19 protein-coding genes are annotated in these 21,895 nt (G+C 67.0%); 9 read left to right on the top strand and 10 right to left on the bottom strand.

What is annotated here, in order from left to right; all coding sequences use genetic code 11:
* Positions 1–50 precede the first annotated feature (50 nt).
* From ABNQ39_RS13090 to gyrB, 5 genes are all read left to right on the top strand, one after another.
* The gene (locus ABNQ39_RS13090) at positions 51–926 is read left to right on the top strand and encodes an SDR family oxidoreductase (protein ID WP_376957981.1); all 876 of its coding nucleotides are present in this window, start codon (positions 51–53) and stop codon (positions 924–926) included.
* Positions 927–1,095: 169 nt separating this feature from the next.
* A complete protein-coding gene (locus tag ABNQ39_RS13085; protein WP_376957980.1) occupies positions 1,096–2,898 on the top strand; it encodes a hypothetical protein in 1,803 nt (600 codons plus the stop codon).
* 152 nt (positions 2,899–3,050) lie between these two features.
* Positions 3,051–4,181, top strand: a complete 1,131-nt coding sequence (gene dnaN / locus ABNQ39_RS13080; RefSeq protein ID WP_376957979.1) for a DNA polymerase III subunit beta — start codon at positions 3,051–3,053, stop codon at positions 4,179–4,181.
* 64 nt (positions 4,182–4,245) lie between these two features.
* Entirely contained in the window at positions 4,246–5,424 is a 1,179-nt protein-coding gene (recF, locus tag ABNQ39_RS13075) for a DNA replication/repair protein RecF (protein WP_376959788.1), read from the top strand.
* A gap of 90 nt (positions 5,425–5,514) precedes the next feature.
* Positions 5,515–7,998 carry a DNA topoisomerase (ATP-hydrolyzing) subunit B gene (gene gyrB, locus ABNQ39_RS13070; RefSeq protein ID WP_376957978.1) on the top strand — a complete coding sequence of 828 codons (2,484 nt, stop codon included), beginning with the start codon at positions 5,515–5,517 and terminating at the stop codon, positions 7,996–7,998.
* Between the two features lie 100 nt (positions 7,999–8,098).
* On the opposite strand, the gene ABNQ39_RS13065 is transcribed toward gyrB, so the two are convergent.
* Complete coding sequence (locus tag ABNQ39_RS13065; RefSeq protein ID WP_376957977.1) at positions 8,099–8,842, bottom strand: hypothetical protein; 744 nt, start codon at positions 8,840–8,842, stop codon at positions 8,099–8,101.
* A gap of 258 nt (positions 8,843–9,100) precedes the next feature.
* Positions 9,101–9,871, bottom strand: coding sequence for an SDR family oxidoreductase (locus ABNQ39_RS13060; RefSeq protein ID WP_376957976.1), 771 nt, complete (start codon positions 9,869–9,871; stop codon positions 9,101–9,103).
* 102 nt (positions 9,872–9,973) lie between these two features.
* Here ABNQ39_RS13060 and ABNQ39_RS13055 point away from each other — a divergent pair, with 102 nt between their 5' ends.
* The 3 genes from ABNQ39_RS13055 (at position 9,974) to ABNQ39_RS13045 (ending at position 11,522) form a co-directional block, all read left to right on the top strand.
* Complete coding sequence (locus ABNQ39_RS13055; RefSeq protein WP_376957975.1) at positions 9,974–10,414, top strand: winged helix-turn-helix transcriptional regulator; 441 nt, start codon at positions 9,974–9,976, stop codon at positions 10,412–10,414.
* Between the two features lie 423 nt (positions 10,415–10,837).
* Positions 10,838–11,065: a hypothetical protein gene (locus tag ABNQ39_RS13050; RefSeq protein ID WP_376957974.1), complete on the top strand. Its 228-nt coding sequence runs from the start codon at positions 10,838–10,840 to the stop codon at positions 11,063–11,065.
* 109 nt (positions 11,066–11,174) lie between these two features.
* On the top strand, positions 11,175–11,522 hold the full coding sequence (locus ABNQ39_RS13045) for a hypothetical protein (RefSeq protein ID WP_376957973.1): 348 nt from the start codon (positions 11,175–11,177) through the stop codon (positions 11,520–11,522).
* 69 nt (positions 11,523–11,591) lie between these two features.
* Here the strand turns inward: ABNQ39_RS13045 and ABNQ39_RS13040 are convergent, their stop codons facing one another.
* The 4 genes from ABNQ39_RS13040 to ABNQ39_RS13025 form a co-directional block, all read right to left on the bottom strand.
* Positions 11,592–12,401 (bottom strand): transglutaminase-like domain-containing protein, encoded by an 810-nt coding sequence (locus ABNQ39_RS13040; protein ID WP_376957972.1) that lies wholly within the window; start codon positions 12,399–12,401, stop codon positions 11,592–11,594.
* Between the two features lie 233 nt (positions 12,402–12,634).
* Positions 12,635–14,953, bottom strand: a complete 2,319-nt coding sequence (ptsP, locus tag ABNQ39_RS13035) for a phosphoenolpyruvate--protein phosphotransferase (protein ID WP_376957971.1) — start codon at positions 14,951–14,953, stop codon at positions 12,635–12,637.
* 2 nt (positions 14,954–14,955) lie between these two features.
* On the bottom strand, positions 14,956–16,041 hold the full coding sequence (locus ABNQ39_RS13030; protein ID WP_376957970.1) for an NAD(P)H-dependent flavin oxidoreductase: 1,086 nt from the start codon (positions 16,039–16,041) through the stop codon (positions 14,956–14,958).
* 52 nt (positions 16,042–16,093) lie between these two features.
* Positions 16,094–17,329, bottom strand: a complete 1,236-nt coding sequence (locus tag ABNQ39_RS13025; protein WP_098740796.1) for an aspartate kinase — start codon at positions 17,327–17,329, stop codon at positions 16,094–16,096.
* A 183-nt stretch (positions 17,330–17,512) separates the two neighbouring features.
* Between ABNQ39_RS13025 and ubiG the strand changes: the two genes are divergently transcribed.
* Entirely contained in the window at positions 17,513–18,307 is a 795-nt protein-coding gene (gene ubiG, locus ABNQ39_RS13020) for a bifunctional 2-polyprenyl-6-hydroxyphenol methylase/3-demethylubiquinol 3-O-methyltransferase UbiG (RefSeq protein WP_376957969.1), read from the top strand.
* A 17-nt stretch (positions 18,308–18,324) separates the two neighbouring features.
* On the opposite strand, the gene ABNQ39_RS13015 is transcribed toward ubiG, so the two are convergent.
* The 4 genes from ABNQ39_RS13015 to rpoN form a co-directional block, all read right to left on the bottom strand.
* Complete coding sequence (locus ABNQ39_RS13015; protein ID WP_376957968.1) at positions 18,325–18,867, bottom strand: Uma2 family endonuclease; 543 nt, start codon at positions 18,865–18,867, stop codon at positions 18,325–18,327.
* Positions 18,868–19,014: 147 nt separating this feature from the next.
* Positions 19,015–19,473 (bottom strand): PTS IIA-like nitrogen regulatory protein PtsN, encoded by a 459-nt coding sequence (gene ptsN, locus ABNQ39_RS13010; RefSeq protein ID WP_109095955.1) that lies wholly within the window; start codon positions 19,471–19,473, stop codon positions 19,015–19,017.
* A gap of 34 nt (positions 19,474–19,507) precedes the next feature.
* Entirely contained in the window at positions 19,508–20,098 is a 591-nt protein-coding gene (gene hpf, locus ABNQ39_RS13005; RefSeq protein ID WP_098740800.1) for a ribosome hibernation-promoting factor, HPF/YfiA family, read from the bottom strand.
* 152 nt (positions 20,099–20,250) lie between these two features.
* The gene (rpoN, locus tag ABNQ39_RS13000; RefSeq protein ID WP_376957967.1) at positions 20,251–21,867 is read right to left on the bottom strand and encodes an RNA polymerase factor sigma-54; all 1,617 of its coding nucleotides are present in this window, start codon (positions 21,865–21,867) and stop codon (positions 20,251–20,253) included.
* Positions 21,868–21,895: the final 28 nt, after the last annotated feature.

The following is a 21,895-nucleotide window of genomic DNA, read 5'->3' as shown; positions in this document are numbered from 1 at the left end:
GTGCTACACAGTTTGCCGCCCCTCCGCCGCTCCAACCGGAACCGCCCGCGATGACCGATCCCCGCCTGTTCGTCTTCGGCCTCGGCTACAGCGCCCGCGTCTTCGCCGACCGGCTGCGCGCCGAGGGCTGGCGCATCGCCGCCACCTGCCGCAGCGAGGAGAAGAAGGCGGAGCTGGAGGCCCAGGGCATAGAGGCCTTCCTGTTCGAGCGCGGCCGGCCGCTGGCCGATGCGACGGCGGCGCTGGCCGGCACCACCCATCTGCTGGTCAGCATCCCGCCGGACGGCAAGGGCGACCCGGTGCTCGACCAGCATGCCCGCGATCTGGCCGACCTGCGCACGCTGGACTGGGCCGGCTATCTGTCCACCACCGGCGTCTATGGCGACACCGGCGGCGAGTGGGTGAGCGAGGCATCCTGGCTGAAGCCGACCGGCGAACGCCAGAAGCGGCGGGTGGAGGCGGAGCGCGGCTGGCTGAACCTGTACCGGCAGTATGGCGTGCCGATGCATCTGTTCCGGCTGGCCGGAATTTACGGCCCCGGCCGCAGCGCCATCGATTCGGTGCGCGACGGCATCGCCAAGCGGGTCGACAAGCCGGGTCAGGTCTTCTGCCGCATCCATGTCGACGACATCGCCGGCACGCTGCGGGCGTCGATGGCACGGCCGACGCTGGGCGCCATCTACAACGTCGCCGACGATCTGCCCAGCCCGTCGCACGAGGTGGTGGAGTATGCCTGCCGCCTGCTGGGGGTGGAGCCGCCGCCGTTGGTGCCGTTCGACCAAGCGGAGATGTCGCCGATGGCCGCCAGCTTCTACGCCGATTGCCGCCGGGTGAAGAACGACCGCATCAAGCGCCAGCTCGGCGTCGCCCTCTCCTATCCCGACTATCGCGCCGGGCTGGACGCCCAGCTGGCGGCGGGGCTGTAGCGAAGACCAGGGGCAAACAGTAAAGCTAAGGTTACAAAGCAATTCCCTGACATATACCGGTAATCATAAGACTTTTCCGAAGACACGCGTGGAATTAGCAGAAGATATTTAATAATCTCGCGGGATCATAAGCGCCCAGGCGACGACCATCCCGCGAGGTGTTGTGCGCATGAACAGCACGCCGACGGCCACCCTCTCCACAGCATCCCTTGCCGCATCCCCGGCCTCTTCGCCGGGTGGGCCCTCGCCGGGCGGGAGCGCCACCGATGTCGCCGCCTTCCGCCGCCAGATGGACGAGGTCGTCGCCCGCATCCCGATGCACGCCATCCGGTCGGTGCTGGACGCGGTCGAAGGGACGCCCAGCCCGAACGGCGAACGGGCGCGGCACCTGCGCGATGCGCTGGTCGACCATTTCAACCGCCTGCGGCCGATGAAGGCGCGCCGCCTGTTCACCAGCCTGTTCGAACCCTTCCTGGTCGACGACCCCGTTCTCTACCGCTCGGCCGAGTCGGTGCCGGCACTGATCCAGCGGGTGGACATGGGCGGCATCTGGTCGGCGCTGACCCGCTATGCCTTTCCGGGGCTGGCGGCGGAGGTGCAGAGCCGGCTGGACGGCATGGCGCGCGAGGCGATGCTGGATGCCGTGCTGGCAAGCCCCGACGCGATGGCGATGCGCGAGCTGATGCGCAAGGAGGCGCTCGACTTCCTCTACGCCATGGCCGGCGACCGCAAGCTGACCGACCGCTTCCTGGCGCTGGCCAATGACGAGGCTCATCACGACGCGGCGCTCCGCACCCAGTATCTCGGCCGCAAGGCGCCGATCGACGGCGACCTACTGGGCTTCGTCCGCGCCCTGCTGGAGCACAACGCGGTGCTGGTGCCGCTGACCGAGCGCATGCGCCGCGACATCGACGAGATGCGGATGGGGGACGTGCAGGGTGCCGGCGACCCGCGGTCGGCCGCGCCATCGTCCGCCATCCCATCGTCCGCTGAGGTGGACTGTCAGTCGGCGCTGATGGTCGGCTTCGTCCGCCGGGTGCGCGACCTCGGCCTGCCCTTCCGCGACCAGTCGCAGCTGCTGGCCTGGTTCGCCCCGCTCTACGGGCTGAACGTCAAGCGGCGCTACGACGTGTTCCTGCGCCATGTGCGCGAGCATGGGGGGCCGGCGGTGCGCGAGTCCCACCCGCTGCTGCGCGCCCTGCTCTGCCATTTCACCGCCGCCTGCACCACCATCCGCGAGGTGGTGGACGGCATGTTCGGCGACATGGACATCCCAAATGGAGAGATTGGGGATGGCGGAGTCCTCTCCGCCCCCGCCCCGACCCGCGCCCTGCTCCACGAGGCGGTGGAGCGCTTCGACCGGGCGCTGACCGCGCTGTCCGGCACCGGCTTCCTCGCCAGCCGCTCGACCGGCCCGGCCCTGCGGGCGGAACTGGCGGCGGTCAGCCGCGAACTGACCGGCACGGTGATGCCGGCGCTGGCCGCCCGGATGCAGGCGGCGATGAACGCCCGCCACGCCCCGGTGCCCGACCATGAGGACATCGTCTGGCTGCTGGAGCTGGTGTGGCGCTGGGGCCGCACGCTCGGAGCCGCCGGCTATGCCAACCCGGAGCTGAAGTCGCTGCGCCTCTATGCGGTGGAGACCGGCCGGCTCGCCTTCCTCCAGGCGATGAAGGCCGAGCCACAGGAGAGGCCGGCCCACCGCATGGCCCACATGCTGCGCATCCGCCGGCTGATGGCGGCGATGGGCGAGACGGTGGACGGCTGGATCAGCCCGGTCAGCCAGGGCCTGCAGCGGGTGGTCTACAGCTATCTGGAGACGGATGGCGAGATCGCCGGGGACGAATGGGCGGTGATCGACGCCTTCGTCGCCAGCGTGCGCAGCGAGTTGAGCCGGTCCCGCAACTGGCAGAGCGCCGATTTCGTCGATATCCTGCGCCTGCATGAGGCAAGACGGCGCGCCGAGGCGTGAATCCCCTTCGGCCAAAGGCCTTAGCCGCAACAATTTGGTTCGACGACCCCGTCGATGTGGTATGATGCGCGCCCGCTCGGGGCGGGACGGCCGGACGACGGCCGGCCTCCCGGCGGGCTTCGCAAACTCAGCCCCGCCGAGACGACGCCAGCATGAACATCACCATCGAACGCGCCGCCCTTCTCCGTTCCCTGGGTCACGTGCAGAGTGTGGTCGAGCGGCGGAACACCATTCCGATCCTGTCCAACGTCCTGCTGCGCGCGGGCGACGGCGAACTGTCGCTGGCCGCCACCGACATGGACCTTGAGATCGTCGAGACGGTCCCGGCGACGGTCGGGCGCCCCGGCGGCACCACCGCCCCCGCCCACACCCTGTTCGACATCGTCCGCAAGCTGCCCGACGGCAGCCAGGTGGAGCTGGACATCGGCGGCGACGGCACCATTCTGACGCTGCGCGCCGGCCGGTCGCAGTTCAAACTGTCCTGCCTGCCGGTGGAGGATTTCCCGCAGCTGTCCAGCGGCGAGCTGAAGCACAATTTCTCGGTCGCCGCCGCCGACCTGCGCGGGCTGATCGACCGCACCCGCTTCGCCATCTCCACCGAGGAGACGCGCTATTACCTGAACGGCATCTACCTGCACGCCGCCAAGAGCAAGATGGGCAGCCTGGAGACGCCGGTGCTGCGCGCCGTCGCCACCGACGGCCACCGGCTGGCGCGGGTCGAGATGCCGCTGCCGGACGGGGCCGAGGGCATCCCCGGCGTCATCATCCCGCGCAAGACCGTCACCGAGATCCGCAAGCTGGTCGACGAGGCCGCCGACCGCATCGAGCTGTCGATGTCCGACAACAAGATCCGCTTCGGCTTCGACAGCGTCGTCGTCACCTCCAAGCTGATCGACGGCACCTTCCCCGACTATGAGCGGGTGATCCCGGTCGGCAACGACAAGGTGATGGAGGTGGACGCCAAGCTGTTCGCCGCCGCCGTCGACCGCGTCGCCACCATCTCCACCGAGAAGAGCCGGGCGGTGAAGCTGTCGCTCGTCCGCGGCGCGCTCACCCTGTCCGCCACCAGCCCGGAATCGGGCAGCGCGACCGAGGAGCTGGAGGTCAGCTACGCCGAGTCCCCCCTGGAAATCGGCTTCAACTCTCGCTATCTGCTGGACATCACGCAGCAGATCGAGGGCGAGGGCGCCCAGTTCACGCTGGCCGACGCCGCGTCGCCGACCATCATCCGCGACGTCGCCGACTCGACCGCGCTCTACGTCCTGATGCCGATGCGCGTGTGATGGGGCTGCGGGGATCCTCCCCGCCCCAGGCGGAACGGACCAGTTGCAGCACACGGCAGTTTCGATGAGCGGCGGCGTGTCCGCCGCAACTCCGGCTTTCGCTCCGGCCCTGGCGGTCAGGCGGATGACGCTGACGCGCTTCCGCGGCTACGACTCCGCGCGGCTGGAGCCCGACCGCCGGCCCGTCGCCCTGATCGGCCCGAACGGCGCCGGCAAGACCAATCTGCTGGAGGCCGTCAGCTTCCTCGCCCCCGGCCGCGGCATCCGCGGCGCCCGGCTGGCCGAGGTGGAACGGCTGGGCTCGCCCCCCGGCGCCGGCTGGGCGGTGGCGGCGACGCTCGACACCCCGCTGGGACCGGTGGAGATCGGCACAGGCCGCGAGCCGCATGACGGAAGCCGCAGCTCGGAGCGCGACCGCCGGCTGGTGCGCATCGACGGCCACCCGGCCAAGGGCCAGACCGCGCTCGCCGACCATGTCGCCATGGTCTGGCTGACCCCGCAGATGGACCGCCTGTTCCTCGAAGGGTCGAGCGGACGGCGGCGTTTCCTCGACCGTCTGGTCTTCGGCTTCGACCCCGCCCATGCCGGCCGGCTGTCGCGCTACGAGCATGCCTTGCGCGAACGCGCCCGCCTGCTGCGCGACGGCCGCTTCGACGAGGGCTGGCTCGGCGCGCTGGAGGATCAGATGGCGACCACCGGCATCGCCGTCGCCGCGGCAAGGCGCGAGGTTGTGCAGCGGCTGCGCGCCGCCTGCGCCCGCTCGGTCGGCCCCTTCCCCGGCGCCGACCTCGCCGTCGCCGGCACGGTGGAACGCTGGCTGGACGAGGGGCCGGCGCTGGCGGCGGAGGATGCGCTGCGCGACAGCTTGCGTGCCGGACGCCGCGCCGATTCGGACGGCGGCGGCGCGTTGGTGGGACCGCACAAGAGCGACCTCGCCGTCCGCCATGCGCCCAAGGACATGCCGGCGGCGCTGTGTTCCACCGGGGAGCAGAAGGCGCTGCTGATCGCCATCGTCCTGGCCAACGCCCGGCTGCTGGCGGCCGAACGCGGCGCGGCGCCGATCCTTCTGCTGGACGAGGTGGCGGCCCATCTCGACCCCGAGCGGCGCGCCGCGCTGTTCGGCGAAATCCTGGCATTGGGCGCCCAGGCCTGGATGACGGGCACCGACGAGGGGGTTTTCGACCCGCTTGGGGACGACGCCCGCCGCTTCCACATCGAAGACGCGCACATCCGCCCCGGATAGGGGTGGAAATCCGGGAAAAATCCCGGAAAAAAAGCATGCTGACGCACGCTAAACCGCCGTATCCGCAACCGAATCTGTTATAGTCGACGCATGGCACAGGAAGCACTGAAGAACGACCTCCCGCAGTCGGAGCCCCAGCAGGCGGACTACGGGGCGGAGTCGATCACCGTTCTGCGCGGGCTCGATGCCGTGCGCAAACGCCCCGGCATGTACATCGGCGACACCGACGATGGATCCGGCCTGCACCACATGGTGTACGAGGTGGTCGACAACGCCATCGACGAGGCGTTGGCCGGCTATTGCGACAAGGTCGAGGTCGTGCTCAACGCCGACGGATCGGTCACGGTGCGCGACAACGGCCGCGGCATCCCGACCGACATCCATTCGGAGGAAGGCGTCTCGGCGGCCGAGGTCGTGATGACCCAGCTCCATGCCGGCGGCAAGTTCAACCAGAACAGCTACAAGGTCTCCGGCGGCCTGCACGGCGTCGGCGTCTCGGTGGTGAACGCGCTGTCGGAAACGCTGGATCTGCGCATCTGGCGCGGCGGCCGGACCTGGACCATGCGCTTCCGCCATGGCAATGCCGAGGCGCCGCTGGCCGACGTCGGCGAGGCGCCGATGGTGCCGGAGAAGGGCAAGCCGCTGTCGGGCACCGAAGTCACCTTCATGCCCTCGACCGAGACCTTCACCAACATCGAGTTCGATTTCGCCACGCTGGAACACCGGCTGCGCGAGCTGGCCTTCCTCAACTCCGGCGTCCGCCTGCTGCTGACCGACGCGCGCGGGGTGGAGCCGAAGGTGCAGGACCTGCATTACGAAGGCGGCCTGGAAGCCTTCGTCAGCTGGCTCGACCGCTCCAAGACGGCGCTGCACAAGCCGGCGATCACGCTGAAGAACGAGCGGCCGACCGAGCATGGCGGCGTGGTGACGGTGGAATGCGCGCTCCAGTGGAACGACAGCTACCACGAGACGACGCTCTGCTTCACCAACAACATCCCGCAGAAGGACGGCGGCACCCACCTCGCCGGCTTCCGCGCCGCGCTGACCCGCGCGATCAACAACTACGCGACCGAATCCGGCATCGCCAAGAAGGAGAAGGTCAGCCTGTCGGGCGACGACGCCCGTGAAGGCCTGACCTGCGTCCTGTCGGTGAAGGTGCCGGACCCGAAATTCTCCAGCCAGACCAAGGACAAGCTGGTCTCGTCGGAAGTCCGCCCCGTCGTCGAGGCGGTGGTGGGCGAAGCGCTGGCCCAGTATTTCGAGGAACATCCGGCCGACGCCCGCCGCGTCATCCAGAAGGTGGTGGAAGCCGCCGCCGCCCGCGAGGCCGCCCGCAAGGCGCGCGACATCACACGCAAAAGCTCGCTCAGCATGTCGTCGCTGCCGGGCAAGCTGGCCGACTGCCAGGAGCGCGACCCGGCTCTGTCGGAACTGTTCATCGTCGAGGGCGATTCGGCCGGCGGTTCCGCCAAGCAGGGCCGCTCGCGCCAGTCCCAGGCCATCCTGCCGCTGCGCGGCAAGATCCTGAACGTGGAGCGGGCGCGGCTGGACAAGATGCTGGGTTCGGCGGAGATCGGCACGCTGATCGCGGCGCTGGGCACCGGCATCAGCGACGAGTTCAACGCCGACAAGGCGCGCTACCACAAGATCATCATCATGACCGACGCGGACGTGGACGGCAGCCACATCCGCACCCTGCTGCTGACCTTCTTCTTCCGGCAGATGCCCGACCTGATCGAGCGCGGCTATCTCTACATCGCCCAGCCGCCGCTCTACCGCATCAAGCGCGGCAACGCCAAGGAACGCTACCTGAAGGACGACCGGGCGCTCGAAGAGTATCTGGTCGAGGCGGCGCTGGGCGACCTGTCGGTCCGGCTGTCGGACGGCTCCCTGCTGATCGGCGAGCAGTTGGCCGCTCTGGTCGAGCAGGCCCGCACCGCGCGTCCGGCGATCGACACGCTGTCGCGCAAGGTCGGCAACGCCATGGTGGTGGAGCAGGCGTCGGTCGCCGGCACCCTGTCCGCCGCGCTGGCCGACGACAAGGCGGCCGCCGAGGCGGCGGCGCAGGCGGTGGCCGAGCGGATGAACGGGCTGGACGCCGACGGCGGCTGGCGCGGCGAGGCGCTGCCCCAGGGCGGCTATGCGGTGATCCGCGCCCGGCGCGGCGTCACCCACCGCCACCTGTTCGACACCGACCTGCTGAAGAGCGGCGAGGCCCGCCGTCTCGACGGGCTGGCCGCCGACCTGAAGCGGGTGTTCGGCACCGCTGGCAAGGCTTTCGAGAAGCAGAAGGAAAGCCGTGCCCTGACCGGCCCGGTCGCCCTGTTCGACACGGTGATGGAGCTGGGCCGCCGCGGCGTCACCATCCAGCGCTACAAGGGCCTGGGCGAGATGAACCCGGACCAGCTGTGGGAAACCACGCTGGACCCGACCAAGCGCTCGCTGTTGCAGGTCCGCGTCAGCCACGTCGATCAGGCGGAGGAGGTCTTCTCCACCTTGATGGGCGACGTCGTCGAACCGCGCCGCGAGTTCATCCAAGACAACGCCCTGAAAGTGTCGAACCTGGACGTGTGATCGGGGTTGAAGGATCTCACATAAGGTGAGGCCGTCGCGGATAAAGCGAGGCGGATTAGAAAGTTGGTGATATTCGGCAGCGCAGATCGGATATCGCCAACTACTTTTCCGGTGTGTCTTCCAAGAAATTAGCAACCTTTAATCTGGTCGTACCATGGCTTGGGTGCCAAGCATCAATCAAACCCTGCCGCCTTTCCCCAGGAACTGCAAACATAACATTCACTGAAATGTCACCGACGTGATAAAGCCAGGTCGCGAAGCGGACTTGGTTATCGTGCGATGTAAGCGCAAGCCACATATCGGACATCCCGGTAACAGGCTGACTTGTAAACATCGCCCCGCAACCAAACCGTAAGAAAATTTTTGGATGGGCTACGCCATTCTTAATTGCCTCAGAAAATTCACCCAAACTTATTGGAACATCATTTCCAGCGATATGGCATCCAAATAACTTTGTAAAATACAAGTGGACATTAAGCATTTCACGCTTAGTATCGTACCGAAATATTTTCGTGGTTCGTATAAATTTTCCCGGCTGGATATGACGATCATGCTCTCGGAGAGCGAGTGACAACTTCTCCCATGCGCGGTCGTGAGACTGAGTTCGCGCGTTATTACAATTAGCGCATAGACGCCCTGGTGATTTGAGCGCAACTACGTTAAGACCTTTTATTACCTGATTTACCTCGTTGGCATCGTGCTTATAGAGTGGATTGTTCTGTGAGACGTGACCAAAAACGGAACGCAGGTCAGAGCGTTTGTTCATATGCTCGCCTGTGGTCGCAATATTTCCGCAAATCCAACATGTTGAAGACATCAAAGCCCCCAAATTCGTCATTTTCACGAGCGGACTGTCCGTTTCCGTTTTTGCTCTACTCGCCTCATGATATGCGCGTTTGGATGCCCAACGCCTCATTTTATGCGGGACACAGCTTCAACTTATCTAAAAACGACGATCAGTAGATCAAAGTCTTACGATGCGCTAGGCCTCAGGTTATGTGGAATCCTACAGGGTGGCTTCGGTCAGTTAAGCGACAAGAAAAAGCGGAGCCTTCGCGGCTCCGCTTTTTTACATCCAAACGGCGTTGCCCTTTCCGCATCCCTACTGCTGCGCTTCGCGCGCCTTGCGGGCCATCTCGTTGAGCGTGGTCACCGCCTCGTCGAACCGGTGCTCCGCCTCGGCCTGGCGCTGGAAGGCGACGCGCTGCACCAGGATCTCGCGCGGGGTCGGCTGTTGCTGGAACAGCGCCATCACCTCGTCGATGAAGTCGGCCAGCGGCAGATAGCCCGGGCGGGTGGCCTGCCCGGGGGTGAGGTCGGTCTGGACCGCCGGCGGCACCAGTTCGATGACCTCGATCTTGCCCTTCAGCGCCTCGCGCAGGGCGACCGTGTAGAGGTGCATGGCCGCCTTGGTCGCCGAGTAGGTCGGGGCGGACACGAGCGGCACGAAGGCCAAGCCGGAGGTGACGTTGACCAGGGCGGCATCGGGCTGGCGGCCCAGATGCTCGACCAGGGCGTCGGTCAGCCGGATGGGGCCGAGCAGGTTGGTGGCGACGGTCGCCTCCGCATCGCCAAGGTCGCGCTGCCGATCGAGCGCCTCGAAGCGCATGATCCCGGCATTGTTGATCAGCACGTTGAGAGCGGGATGCTCGGCCGTCACCCACCGGGCGAAGTCGGCGACTCCCGCGGCGCTGTCGGCATCGAAGGTCATGGCGTGCATGTCCGGACGGCCGGAGATCGCGTGTTGCAGCACATCGTCCCGGCGGCCGGCGACGATCACCCTGTTGCCGAGATCATGAAAACGGTGGGCCAGAGCCTTGCCGATCCCTGAGCCGCCGCCCGTGATCAGGATGGTGTTTCCTTCGGTCTTCATGAGCGTGACTTTCGCTGTTGTCCGCCCGAAAGCTATCGCCCACACTCTCCAGACAAAAGTAGGCACCGGAAAGATTTATACGCACCGAAAGGAGAGCGTAGGATGCGCAAGGCTTTGCCTGACCCGCAGATCGAGGCACGGCGCCGGCAGCCGCCTCCCGAGACGGTCGATCCGGCCATCGAGGCGCTGGTTCACGACATCATCGGCAAGGTGGCCGACAAATGGACCATGTTGATTCTCGAAGCCCTGCATGAGCACGGCACCTTGCGCTTCACGCAGCTCGGCAAGGTCGTCGGTCGGATCAGCCAGAAGATGCTGACCCAGACCGTGCGCCAGATGGAACGGGATGGCCTCGTGCGGCGGACGGTGCATCCGGTCATTCCGCCGCATGTGGATTACACGCTGACGCCGCTCGGCGAGAGTTTGGGAGCGGCGTTCTGCGGCGTGTGGATCTGGGCGGAGACGCACCACGCCGAGATCGAGCAGGCGCGGGCCTCCTTCGCCGAGCGAGAGGCGGTCCCTCAGGTTTCGGAGAGCGCCTGATTTTTCGATATCCGTCTGCGCCCCAGCATAGGCAACAGGACGGGAAGATGCTGGATTCATGAAATAATCCAGATGGAAATCCCGGTTCCGTCGATTGGGAAAATCTTCGGAAAACAAACTCTTTACAATACGCATTGTAAATCTTCGACCGGATTACCATTTGGAGTATACCGAAGGCCACCCCAGGCTTGCTTGTTTTCCGCCAAGGATCTCTCGTCCGAGGCTCTTCCTGGCGTGACTCGATCCGGATGGCATGGCCATCGCCTCTGGCGATACCGACCATCGCCGGAGAACACCCACGGAGAACAGCCATGGATGCCAGGACAAGCCTTGCCATCCTCGTTCCGAACCGCCACGCCGGCTGGATAGCCCGGACGAACGGGTTCGTCTCTCCGTCCTCGACATCCTGATCGGAGGACCGCCATGACATCCCTGTTGCACTCCATCGCCGGGCAATCGCCCCTTGGTGCCGACGTGCTGCGCGAACAGCTGCGCTGGACGGACGCCGAGCGCCGCTGGCATCCCGCGCCGCACGGCGCGCCGACAAATCGGCTTCCCCACGACTTTCCGCCCCCCGGCAATGCCAGCCTGTTGCGGGGCGCCATGCTGACCCGTCTCACCATGGCCGGCGCCGCCGCTGTCAGAGCGTGATCGGCTCGGGCCGACTGGCTCGAGGCATGACTCTCGCGCGAGAAATCCACAAACCGACCTCCATCCGATGCCCGACAAGCAGCCGATAGACGTCAAGGAGCAGTGACTCATGAGCCTCGCAGCCCATTACCTCGTGTCGTGCCGAAAGGATGGCTGGTTCGTCGGACTGGAGGGAGAGCGCTACGGCCCCTTCCCCAACGGCAAGACCGGCGCGCTGATCGCTGCGGTGCAGCACGCCAACCATGCCGGAAAGGACGGTCATGACGCCCGCGTGCTGCTCCGTGCGCCCGACGGCGCCGTCAGCACCGTCTGGGTCTTCGGCACCGACAGCTATCCGTCGCCCTGGGTGGAGGATTTGCACCGGATCGCGCAGCAGCCCCGCCGCCAACGCGCCCGCGCCTCCGCCGTTCCCGACCTTGCCGCCGCCCCTGTCCCGCAGCCTTCCCTGGCGCTGTGAAGTCCCCGGTGCCGGACACCGGGCGGGGTCCCGACCCCGGCCCGGCTTGACCGAAGGGACAGGCGTCGATTACGCGCCGATCTCGTCCGTCCAGACCCGGAACTCTGTCAGCGTGTTGGGGCCGAAGGTGTGGGTGAGCGGCACATCGGCCGCATCGCGCCCCTGCGCGATCAGGATGCGTCCGATCCGGGGCGCATTGTTGCGCGGATCGAAGACATGCCAGCGGCCGCCCAGATAGACCTCCATCCAGGCCGCAAAATCCATCGGCCCGTAGGGCGGCGGCTGGCCGATGTCGCTGATGTAGCCGGTGCAGTAGCGCGCGGGAATGTTCATCGCCCGGCAGAAGGCGACCGCAAGGTGGGCGAAGTCGCGGCAGACCCCGCGCTTCTCGGCATAGGTCTGGGCGGCGGTCCGCGTCGGGCGGGAATGCTCGTAGCCGAATGTCACGTGGTTGTGGACGAAGTCGCAGATCGCCTGAACCCGCGCCCAGCCCGGCGCCGTGCCGGAGAACAGCCGCCATGCCTCGTCCGACAGGACGTCGGTCTCGCAATAGCGGCTTCCCAGCAGGAACAGCAGCGTGTCGGCCGGCAATTCGTCGACGCGGTGCTGGACGGCGCCGTAATCGACCGGGTCCTGCGCCCCGCTGTCACGGATGATGCTGTCGGCGCTGATGGTCATGGCACCGGCGGGCGCGACCAGCCGGCTGCACCAGTTGCCGAAGCTGTCGCGATAACCCTGGATCGGCGCCGGAACGCTGGTGACGATATGGTCTGGCCGCTCCAGGTCGCCGACGCGGGAGTAATGCACGTTCAGCATCACGATCATGGGGGTGGGGGCCGGAAAGCTGAAATTCAGCTGGTAGCCCAGGCGTATGCGCATGAATGCCCTCCGATGAAAAAGCGTGCTGGCGCTGGCGGTTACAGGTGTCGTTCCCGAGGCTGAAGAAGATCGAGGGAAAAGGATACTTATTTTATGGTATCGGCCAGCCAGCCCGGCAGGAATGGCAAATAAAAAAGAGCGGACCCACACCGGATCCGCCCATTCTTTTCGCGACCTGCCTGAAAAAAGAGCAAACTACCCGCAACGGCGGCCCTGCGCACGCCCGGCCGGCATCAGAAGATCACGCCGTGATCCTTGCCGAAAGTCTTCAGCTTGTCGCGCAGGCTGTGGTCGGCACCGGTGTAGAGCCCGCTCATATATTGCCGCAGGGCGGCGACGTCGAGCGAGCGCAGCATGGTCTTCACCGGACCGACGGACGGCGGCGACATCGACAGGGTGCGGAAGCCGACGCCGATCAGCGCCATGGCATCCAGCGGCCGCCCCGCCATCTCGCCGCAGATGCTGAGCGACACCTTGTGCCGGCTGCATTCGTCGACCAGACGGCGCAGCACGCACAGCATCGACGGCGACAGCGGGTCGTAGCGGGTCGAGGTGCGCGGGTTGCCGCGGTCGGCGGCGAACAGATACTGGGTCAGGTCGTTGGAGCCGACCGACAGGAAGTCCAGCTTCGGCAGCAGGGCCGGGAGTTGCCACAACAGCGACGGCACCTCCAGCATCGTGCCGACGCGCAGGCTGCTGGGCGCCTCGATCCCCTGGGCAGCAAGACGCTTCAACTCCAGCTCCAGCAGGCGGCGGGCGCCGTCGAACTCGGCGACCTCGGCGATCATCGGGAACATCACCGACAGCGGCCGGCCGGCGGCGGCCAGCAGCAGGGCCCGCAGCTGCTGGCGCAGCAGCGACGGGTGGTCCAGCCCGATGCGCACGGCACGCCAGCCCAGCGCCGGGTTCTCCTCCTCGCCGCCGGTCATGTAGGGCAGCATCTTGTCGCCGCCGACATCCAGCGTGCGGAAGACGATCGGCTTGTGGCCGACCTCGTCCATGATGCGGGAATAGAGGGTCGTCTGCGCCGTCACGTCGGGATATGACGCCCGGACCATGAAGGGGATTTCGGTGCGGTAGAGCCCGACGCCCTCCGCCCCGCTGGCGGTCAGGTGCGGCAGGTCGATCAGCAGGCCGCAGTTCAGCTGGATGGAGATCGGCACGCCGTCGCGCGTCACCGAGGGCAGGTTGCGGATTTCCGCATACATCTGCTCCTTGCGGTGCTGCAACGCCACCGCCTCGCCGAAGGCCATCTGGATGTCTTCGGCCGGGCGGATGAAGACAGAGCCATGGTCGCCGTCGACGATCAGCTGATCGAGCGGCTCGATCCGGTTCAGCGCGTCGGCGGCCTGAACCACCGGGATGTTGAGCGCGCGGGCGACGATGCAGACATGGCTGGCCGGCGACCCCTCCTCCAGCAGCAGGCCGCGCAGGCGGGTGCGGTCGTAATCCAGCAGCTCCGCCGGCCCCATCGAGCGGGCGACCAGGATCATGTCGTCCGGCAGGGTGGCGCCGTCGGTGGTGCCGGTCTTGCCGGCCAGATGTTGCAGCAACCTGTTGGTCAGATCCTCGAAATCCATCAACCGTTCCCGGATGTAGGGATCGGTCAGATGGCTCATGCGGGCGCGGGTGTCGTTCTGGACCTGCTGCACCGCCGCTTCCGCCGTCAGCCCGACGCGGATCGCCTCGCGGATGCGCGACAGCCAGCCGCGGTCCTCGGCGAACATCCGGTAGGTCTCCAGGATGTCGCGCGGTTCGCTGAGCCCCGCCAGCGACGCAGCTTCCAGCAGATCGTCGATGGCGCTGTGCATGGTCTGGAGCGCGGTGTTGAAGCGCTCCAGCTCGGCATCGGCATCCTCCGCCACCATCTGGCGGACGGTCAGCTGCGGCCGGTGGATGACGGCGAGGCCCATGGCCAGCCCGGCGCTCATCGCCGTGCCCGACAGGCGGGCCGGCGCCAGCACGGGATCGCCGGTGGTGGTGACCTCCACCGGGTTGACCAGCTCGCTCTGGGCCACCAGCTCGGCGACGACCATGGCGATGGTCTGGAGGGTCTCGACCTCCTCCTCGACATAGCGGCGGCGGTCCTTGTGCTGGATGACCAGCACGCCGCGCACCTTGCTGCCGCGCAGGATCGGCACGCCGGCCAGCGACTGGAACGGGTCCTCGCCGGTTTCCGGACGGTAGGCGAAGCTGGGATGGGAGGGCGCGTTGTCCAGCGCCACCGGGCGGGCATGGCCGGCGATGTAGCCGACGATGCCCTCGCCCACCCGCAGGCGGGTGTTGTGGACGGCGGTCTTGTTGAGGCCCTCGGTGGAGAACAGCTCCAGCACCTCGCCGGCGCGCATGACGTAGCAGGAGCAGACGTCCGCCTTCATCTCCGCCGCGATCAGCGTGACGATCTTATCCAGCCGATCCTGCCCCGACCCCGACCCGGCCATGATGTCGCGCAGCCGGGCGAGCAGCCGGCGCGACGAGGTGCCGTCGAAGCGGGGATGCACACCCCCGCCCATACCGCCGTCACCGGCTGCCGTGTCGAGGGTGTCGGTCATCGCTACAGCGCTCCCACCGTCGGCTCCGTCATCACGCTTAACGATGCCTCATCCATCGCCCGCCGTGCCAGCGCCGATTCGGCCTGGGCGATCAATTCGGCCAGGATTTCGGCCACCGGCTGTTCGCGGGTGACCAGCCCGACGCTCTGCCCGGCCATCAGGGAGCCGCTCTCCACGTCGCCCTCGATCACCGCGCGGCGCAGCGCGCCGGCCCAGAAATGCTCGATCTCCAGCATGCCTTCGTCGCGGCTCATCGCGCCGGAATCGACCCTGGCGATAACGTCGCGCTGGAATTCCATGAAGCGCTTGGACGCCTCGTTCGCCAGCGCGCGCACCGGGATCACCGGGAAACGCGGGTCGATCTGCACCGACGGCTGGGCGTCGCGGGCGGACGCCCGGATGAAGGCCTGCTTGAAATTGGGATGGGCCACGCATTCGGTGGCGCAGACGAAGCGGGTGCCGACCTGCACGCCGGCGGCTCCCAGCTCCAGATAGGACAGGATCGTCTCGCCCCGGCCGATGCCGCCGGCGACGAACACCGGGACATCGCGCAGGTCGGGCAGGATCTCCTGCGCCAGCACGGTGGTGGAGACCGGGCCGATGTGGCCGCCGGCCTCGGTTCCCTCGATCACCAGCGCGTCGGCGCCCTGCTTCACCAGCCGCCGGCCGGCCCCCAGCGTGGGGGCGAAGGCCATCGCCCTGGCGCCGCCATCCTTGATGCGGCGCAGGGTGGCGCCGGTCGGCAGGCCGCCAGCGACGACCACATGGCCGACCGTCTGCTCGCGGCAGACGTCGATCAGCTGGTCCAGCGCCGGGTGCATGTTGATCAGGTTGACGCCGAACGGCTTGGTCGTAAGCGCGCGGGTGCCGGCGATCTCCACCGCCAGCTGGTCCGGGGCCATCGAGCCGCAGGCCAGCACGCCGAAGCCGCCGGCGTTGGAGATGGCGGAGACCAGATGCCGTTCCGACACCCAGCTCATCGCACCGCCCATCACGGCGGTGCGGGTGCCGAGAAAGTCCCGGCCCCGCTGCCAGAGCCGGTCGAGCCGGGCCGATGCTGCCGCCGCGTATGATGTGGCGTCGGTCATGGCCGGCCCTCTCCTGATGTTCCCGTCCCCGGCACCCGGGTCCCGCCTGCGATCAGGCGGCGTCCAGGCCGTAGGCGGTGTGCAGGGCACGCAGCGCCAGCTCGGCATACTCTTCGGCGATCAGGACCGAGATCTTGATCTCCGAGGTCGAGATGACCTGGATGTTGATGCCCTTGTCGGCCAGCGCCTTGAACATGCGCTGGGCGACGCCGGCATGGCTGCGCATGCCGACGCCGATGACCGACACCTTGACCACGTTGGCATCGGAAATGATGCGCTTGTAGTTCAGGGTGGACTGCGCATCCTCCAGCACCTTCACGGCGCGGGCGATGTCCGCCTTGCCGACGGTGAAGGTCATGTCGGTCGACTTGCCGTCTTCCGACACGTTCTGGACGATCATGTCGACGTTGACGGCGTTGTCGGTCAGCGGACCGAAGATGGCGGCGGCGACGCCCGGCTGGTCGGCGACGCCCACCAGGGTGATCTTCGCCTCGTCGCGGCTATAGGCGATGCCGCTAACAACTTCCTTTTCCACGATCTCGTCCTCGTCAACAACCAGGGTTCCGGGAAGCGAACTGCCCGCAGCGGCTTCGAAGCTCGACAGCACCTGCACGCGCACGCGGTGGTTCATCGCCATCTCGACCGAGCGGGTCTGAAGCACCTTGGCCCCCTGCGAGGCCATCTCCAGCATTTCCTCGTAAGTGATCTTGTCGAGCTTGCGCGCCTTGGTGACGATGCGCGGGTCGGTGGTGTAGACGCCGTCCACGTCGGTGTAGATGTCGCAGCGGTCGGCCTTCACCGCCGCCGCCAGCGCCACCGCCGAGGTGTCCGAGCCGCCGCGGCCCAGCGTGGTGATGCGGCCATGCTCCGACACGCCCTGGAAGCCCGCGACCACGGCGACTTCGCCGGTCTGCAGGGACTTTTCCATTTCGGTGGTGTCGATGGAGACGATGCGCGCCTTGCCGTGCGTGTCGTCGGTGCGGATGGGAATCTGCCAGCCGGCCCAGGAGCGGGCGGGAATGCCGAGCGACTGCAGGGCGACGGCCAGGAGACCGGAGGTCACCTGCTCGCCCGATGCCACGACCGCGTCATATTCGCGGGCGTCGTGCAGCTTGTCGATTTCGTTGCAGTATTTGACGAGCTGGTTGGTCACGCCGGACATCGCCGACACGACGACGGCGACCTGATGCCCCGCCTTCACCTCTTGCTCGACCTTCCGGGCCACGTTCTTGATGCGGTCGATGTCGCCGACCGACGTGCCTCCGAACTTCAGGACGATCCGCGCCATACCTCACACCATGTCTGGCCGCCCGGTCATGCCGTCTGGATCTCGCCATCTGGGTCATGCGGGTCGGCTGTGCGCACCCCCGCTCCACCGTTGCCGGCGCGGGGCGGCGTATCCATACTCCGTCGCTGGAAGCGAGGCAAGTTGCCCGCGCCCGTCCCGCCTCACAGTTTACGGATTTTCACCATGACCGCCTCATCCTCCGCCTTCCCGCACGCGTCCGCAACCGCCCCCATTGGCGGAATGGGCGGCGGAACCGTGGATCCGGAGGATGTCGCCCGCTTCTCCGCCATCGCCGCCGAGTGGTGGGACCCGGCCGGAAAGTTCAAGCCGCTGCACCGGCTGAACCCGCTGCGCCTGACCTACATCCGCGATGCGGTGTGCAAGCGGCTGGGCCGCGACCCGCTGGCGCCGAACCCGCTGGCCGGCCTGCGCATCGTCGACATCGGCTGCGGCGGCGGCCTGCTGGCCGAACCGCTGGCGCGGATGGGCGCCACGGTGGTCGGGGTGGATGCGTCGGAGAAGAACATCAAGACCGCCGCCACCCATGCCGCCGAGACCGGCACCGCCGTCGATTACCGCGCCACCACCGCCGAGGCGCTCGCCGCCAGCGGCGAGACGTTCGACGTGGTGCTGGCGATGGAGGTGATCGAGCATGTCGCCGACGTTCCCCTGTTCGTGAAGTCGCTGTCCGATCTGCTGGCGCCGGGCGGCGCGCTGTTCCTGGCAACGCTGAACCGCACGCCGAAGTCCTTCGCGCTCGCCATCGTCGGGGCGGAGTACATCCTGCGCTGGCTGCCGCGCGGCACCCACAATTGGCGCCAGTTCCTGCGCCCGTCCGAACTGAACGCCATCGTACGCCCGTACGGCCTGAGCGTACGCGACCTGACCGGCATCACGTACAACCCGCTGAGCGACGAGTTCCGCCTGAACGCGCGGGATTTGGACGTGAACTACATGGGCTGGGCGGAACGGGGGTGAGGGGGCGTGATCGCCCCTCAATCCTCGTACACCGCGTCCAACGGCAGAGAGAGGTCCAACGCGGCCAGTATGACTGGACCGTCGCGCACGACATCGACGGTCCAGCCGACGCCGTCGCGGCGGTAGATCTCGACCAGACGCTCGCTCTGGGAGACCAGGACGATCTCGCGCAGGGAGGTGATCTTCTGGTAGTTGGTCCGCTTCTCGCGGCGGTCGATGGCCTCGGTGCTGTCGGACAACACCTCCACGACGAGGACCGGGTCCTTGACCACATAGGGGTCGTCGTCAGCGGCACAGGTCGCCACGATGTCGGGATAGTAGTAGGCGTTCGCCGCCTCCACCCTGACCTTCACGTCGTTGGTGAAGGCGTCACATCCACGACGCAGTGCCGCCTGCCGGATCGCATATCCGAGACGTGCAACGATCCGTGCATGGTTCAGGCTCGCTCCGACCATGGCGAAGACCTCGCCGTCGACATATTCGTGCCGCACCTCAGCGGTCCGTTCGGCGGCGAGATAGTCCTGCGGCGAAATCCAGGGCTTGCGCTGTGCGTTTCCCATGGCCTTGGCCCCCGTCAAACAAGTCGGCTCGGCCCAGTGTACCAGCCCGGCCGTCGCGACACTAATTGGTGTTCAAGCGCCAAAGAAAAAGGGCCGCGCACGAGCGTGCAGCGGCCCTTTGGCTGTCTGCCCCTCACTGGCGGCCCGTCAGTTGGACGGGCTCGGCTCGTGCTGGGTCAGGAGCGCGTACATCGCGTCGCCCGACTGGGCTCCGCGCAGCTTCTCGCACATGGACTGGTCCCGCAGAAGGCGCGAGACGCGGGCAAGGGCCTTCAGGTGATCGGCTCCCGCCTGTTCCGGGGCGAGAAGGAGGAAGATCAGGTCGACCGGCTGCTCATCGATCGCATCGAAATCGATGGGCCGCTCCACACGGGCGAAGACGCCATGGACGCGGTCCAGGCTGGACAGCTTGCCGTGCGGGATGGCGATGCCATGGCCCACGCCGGTCGTGCCCAGCCGTTCGCGCTCCAAAAGCACGTCGAAGATCGCCCGCTCGTGCTGACCGGTCAGCTCGGACGCTTTGCGCGCCATCTCCTGCAGGGCCTGCTTCTTGTTGCCGGCCTTCAGGTTCGGGAGGATGGCGTGCGGAGAAATGAGGTCGAGCATGACGCTTATTGACCGGCGAGACGGGTCGGCGCCGTCAGGCGCCGGCCTTCTCCGCCGGGTCGACCCAGCCGATGTTCCCGTCGGCGCGGCGGTAGACCATGTTCAGGCGGCCATGCGCACCGTTGTGGAACATCAGGGCCGGAGCCTGCGCCAGCTCCAGGCGCATCACCGCCTCGCTGACCGACAGGGTGGCGATGCTTGTCTCCATCTCGGCGACGACCATCGGGTTCGCGGCGCCGTCGGCGGCAGCCTCGACCTCCTCGTGATGCTCCTCGGTCTCGGCTTCCAGCACCCGGTAGCTCGCCGGGAGGGCGGCGCCGTTCTCGGCCGCGTGGTGGTCGCGCAGGCGGCGCTTGTAGCGGCGCAGGCGCTTGGCCAGCTTCTCGCAGGCGATGTCGAAGGCCGGATAGGGTTCGGTGGCGTCGCCGGCGCTCTGCAGGACGATCCCGCGGCCCACATGGGCCTGGATATCGGCCTTGTAGAGGTGCGCATCCTTGGTCAGGATCACGTTCGCCTCGATCGGCTTGTCGAAGTACTTGCCGACCACGGCGTTCAGGCTGTCGGCCACATGGGTGCGCAGAGCGTCACCCACATCGAGCTGCTTGCCTTTGACGGAGAGTTGCATGGTGGAACGTTTCCAATATTGGTCCGCTGGGGACGGTGTAGACACGACGTCCGAAGATGTCGGGCTCATAGATGCTGATCCGCCGCTTGCGGGCCGGGACGATAGGCAAGGGTCACCGGACTGTCAATCGAGCCCTCCCCCGCCCGAACCGCTTACATGCGTGACATCTTGGCACGGCGTCGCTGCACCGATGACGGTATTTTCATCGCTTCACGATACTTCGCGACCGTCCTTCGCGCAATGTCGATCCCTTCCGCACGGAGAATCTCCACCAGTTTGTCGTCGGACAGCACATCGTCCGGCTTCTCCGCATCGATCATGGTTTTGATGCGGTGCCGAACCGCTTCTGCGGAATGGGAGGCCTGCCCGTCCGCACCCTGGATTGCGGAGGTGAAGAAGTATTTCAGCTCGAAGACGCCGCGCGGGGTCGCCATGAACTTGTTGGTGGTGACGCGGCTGACTGTGCTTTCATGCATGCCGATGGCCTCCGCGATGTCACGCAGGATCAGCGGTCGCAGATGCGAGACGCCATGGATGAAGAACGCATCCTGCTGGCGGATGATCTCGCTCGCCACCTTCAAAATGGTGGTGGCGCGCTGGTGCAGCGACTTGACCAGCCAGTTGGCCGACTGGAACCGCTCGGAAATGTATTCCTTGTCGGCCTTGTTGCGGGCGCCGTCGGAGATGCGGGCGAAATAGCGGTGGTTGACCAGCACCCGCGGCAGCGTGTCCGGGTTCAGGTCGATCAGCCAGCCGCCGCCGGGATTGGCGCGCATCAGGATGTCGGGGGTGACCAGCTGGGCCGGGGTGTGGTCGAAGGCCAGCGCCGGCTTCGGGTTCAGCTTGCGGATGTCGACGACCATGTCGGCGACGTCCTCGGCATCGACGCCGCAGACCTTCATGATGGCCGGCAGGTTGCGGGCGGCCAGAAGCTCCAGATTGTCGAGCAGCGCCGCCATCGCCGGATCGAGCCGGTTCTTCTCGCGCAGCTGGATCGCCAGGCATTCCTTCAGCGAGCGGGCGAAGATGCCCGGCGGGTCGAAGCGCTGGCAGGCGGCCAGCACCCGCTCCACCCGGTCGGCGCCGCAGCCGAGCTGCTCGGCCATCGCCTGGGCGTCGAAGCCGATCAGCCAGCCGGCCTCGTCCAGCATGTCGATCAGGGCCAGCCCGATCAGCTGGTCGCCCAGGTCGGGCAGGTCGATCTTCAGCTGTTCGGTCAGATGGTCGCGGAGGTTCTTCTCGCTGGTCAGCGTCGCTTCGAGGTTGCTGTCGTCATCCTCGAAACCGCTGCGGCCGCCGCGCTCGCCATAGGAGCCGTAGACCTCGCTGCCGCCGTCCGAGCCGTCAGAGAAGCGGTCGTCGCTGTAGACATTCTCGAAATCGGTGTCGAGCGGCGATTCCGACGAGGAGGCCATCGTGTCCGACGAGGTCATCTCCACCGTGTCGCGGGTGCGCCCGTCGCTCATCGGCAGGGCCGGCCCGTCGTCGCGGCCGTTCAGCCCGTCGATGCTTAGGCCGTTGGCCTCCATGCCGCCGGGGCCGTCCAGCCCGCCCGGCGCATCGCTGCCGTCCGCCGGCCCCACCGGATCGCTGCCGCCGTCGGCCGCTCCGCCGTCGCGCTCCAGCAGCGGGTTCTGCTCGATCTCGCGGTCGACGAAGTCCGACAGTTCGATGTTCGACAGTTGCAGCAGCTTGATCGCCTGCTGCAGCTGCGGCGTCATCACCAGGGTCTGGGCTTGTCGAAGGTCGAGACGTTGAGCAAGCGCCATGGCTGTGGAACCGGAACCAGTGGAAACG

It is taken from the genome of Azospirillum sp. A26 (assembly GCF_042604635.1).
Classification (GTDB): domain Bacteria; phylum Pseudomonadota; class Alphaproteobacteria; order Azospirillales; family Azospirillaceae; genus Azospirillum; species Azospirillum palustre.
This window is presented reverse-complemented; position numbering and strand designations above follow the sequence as displayed.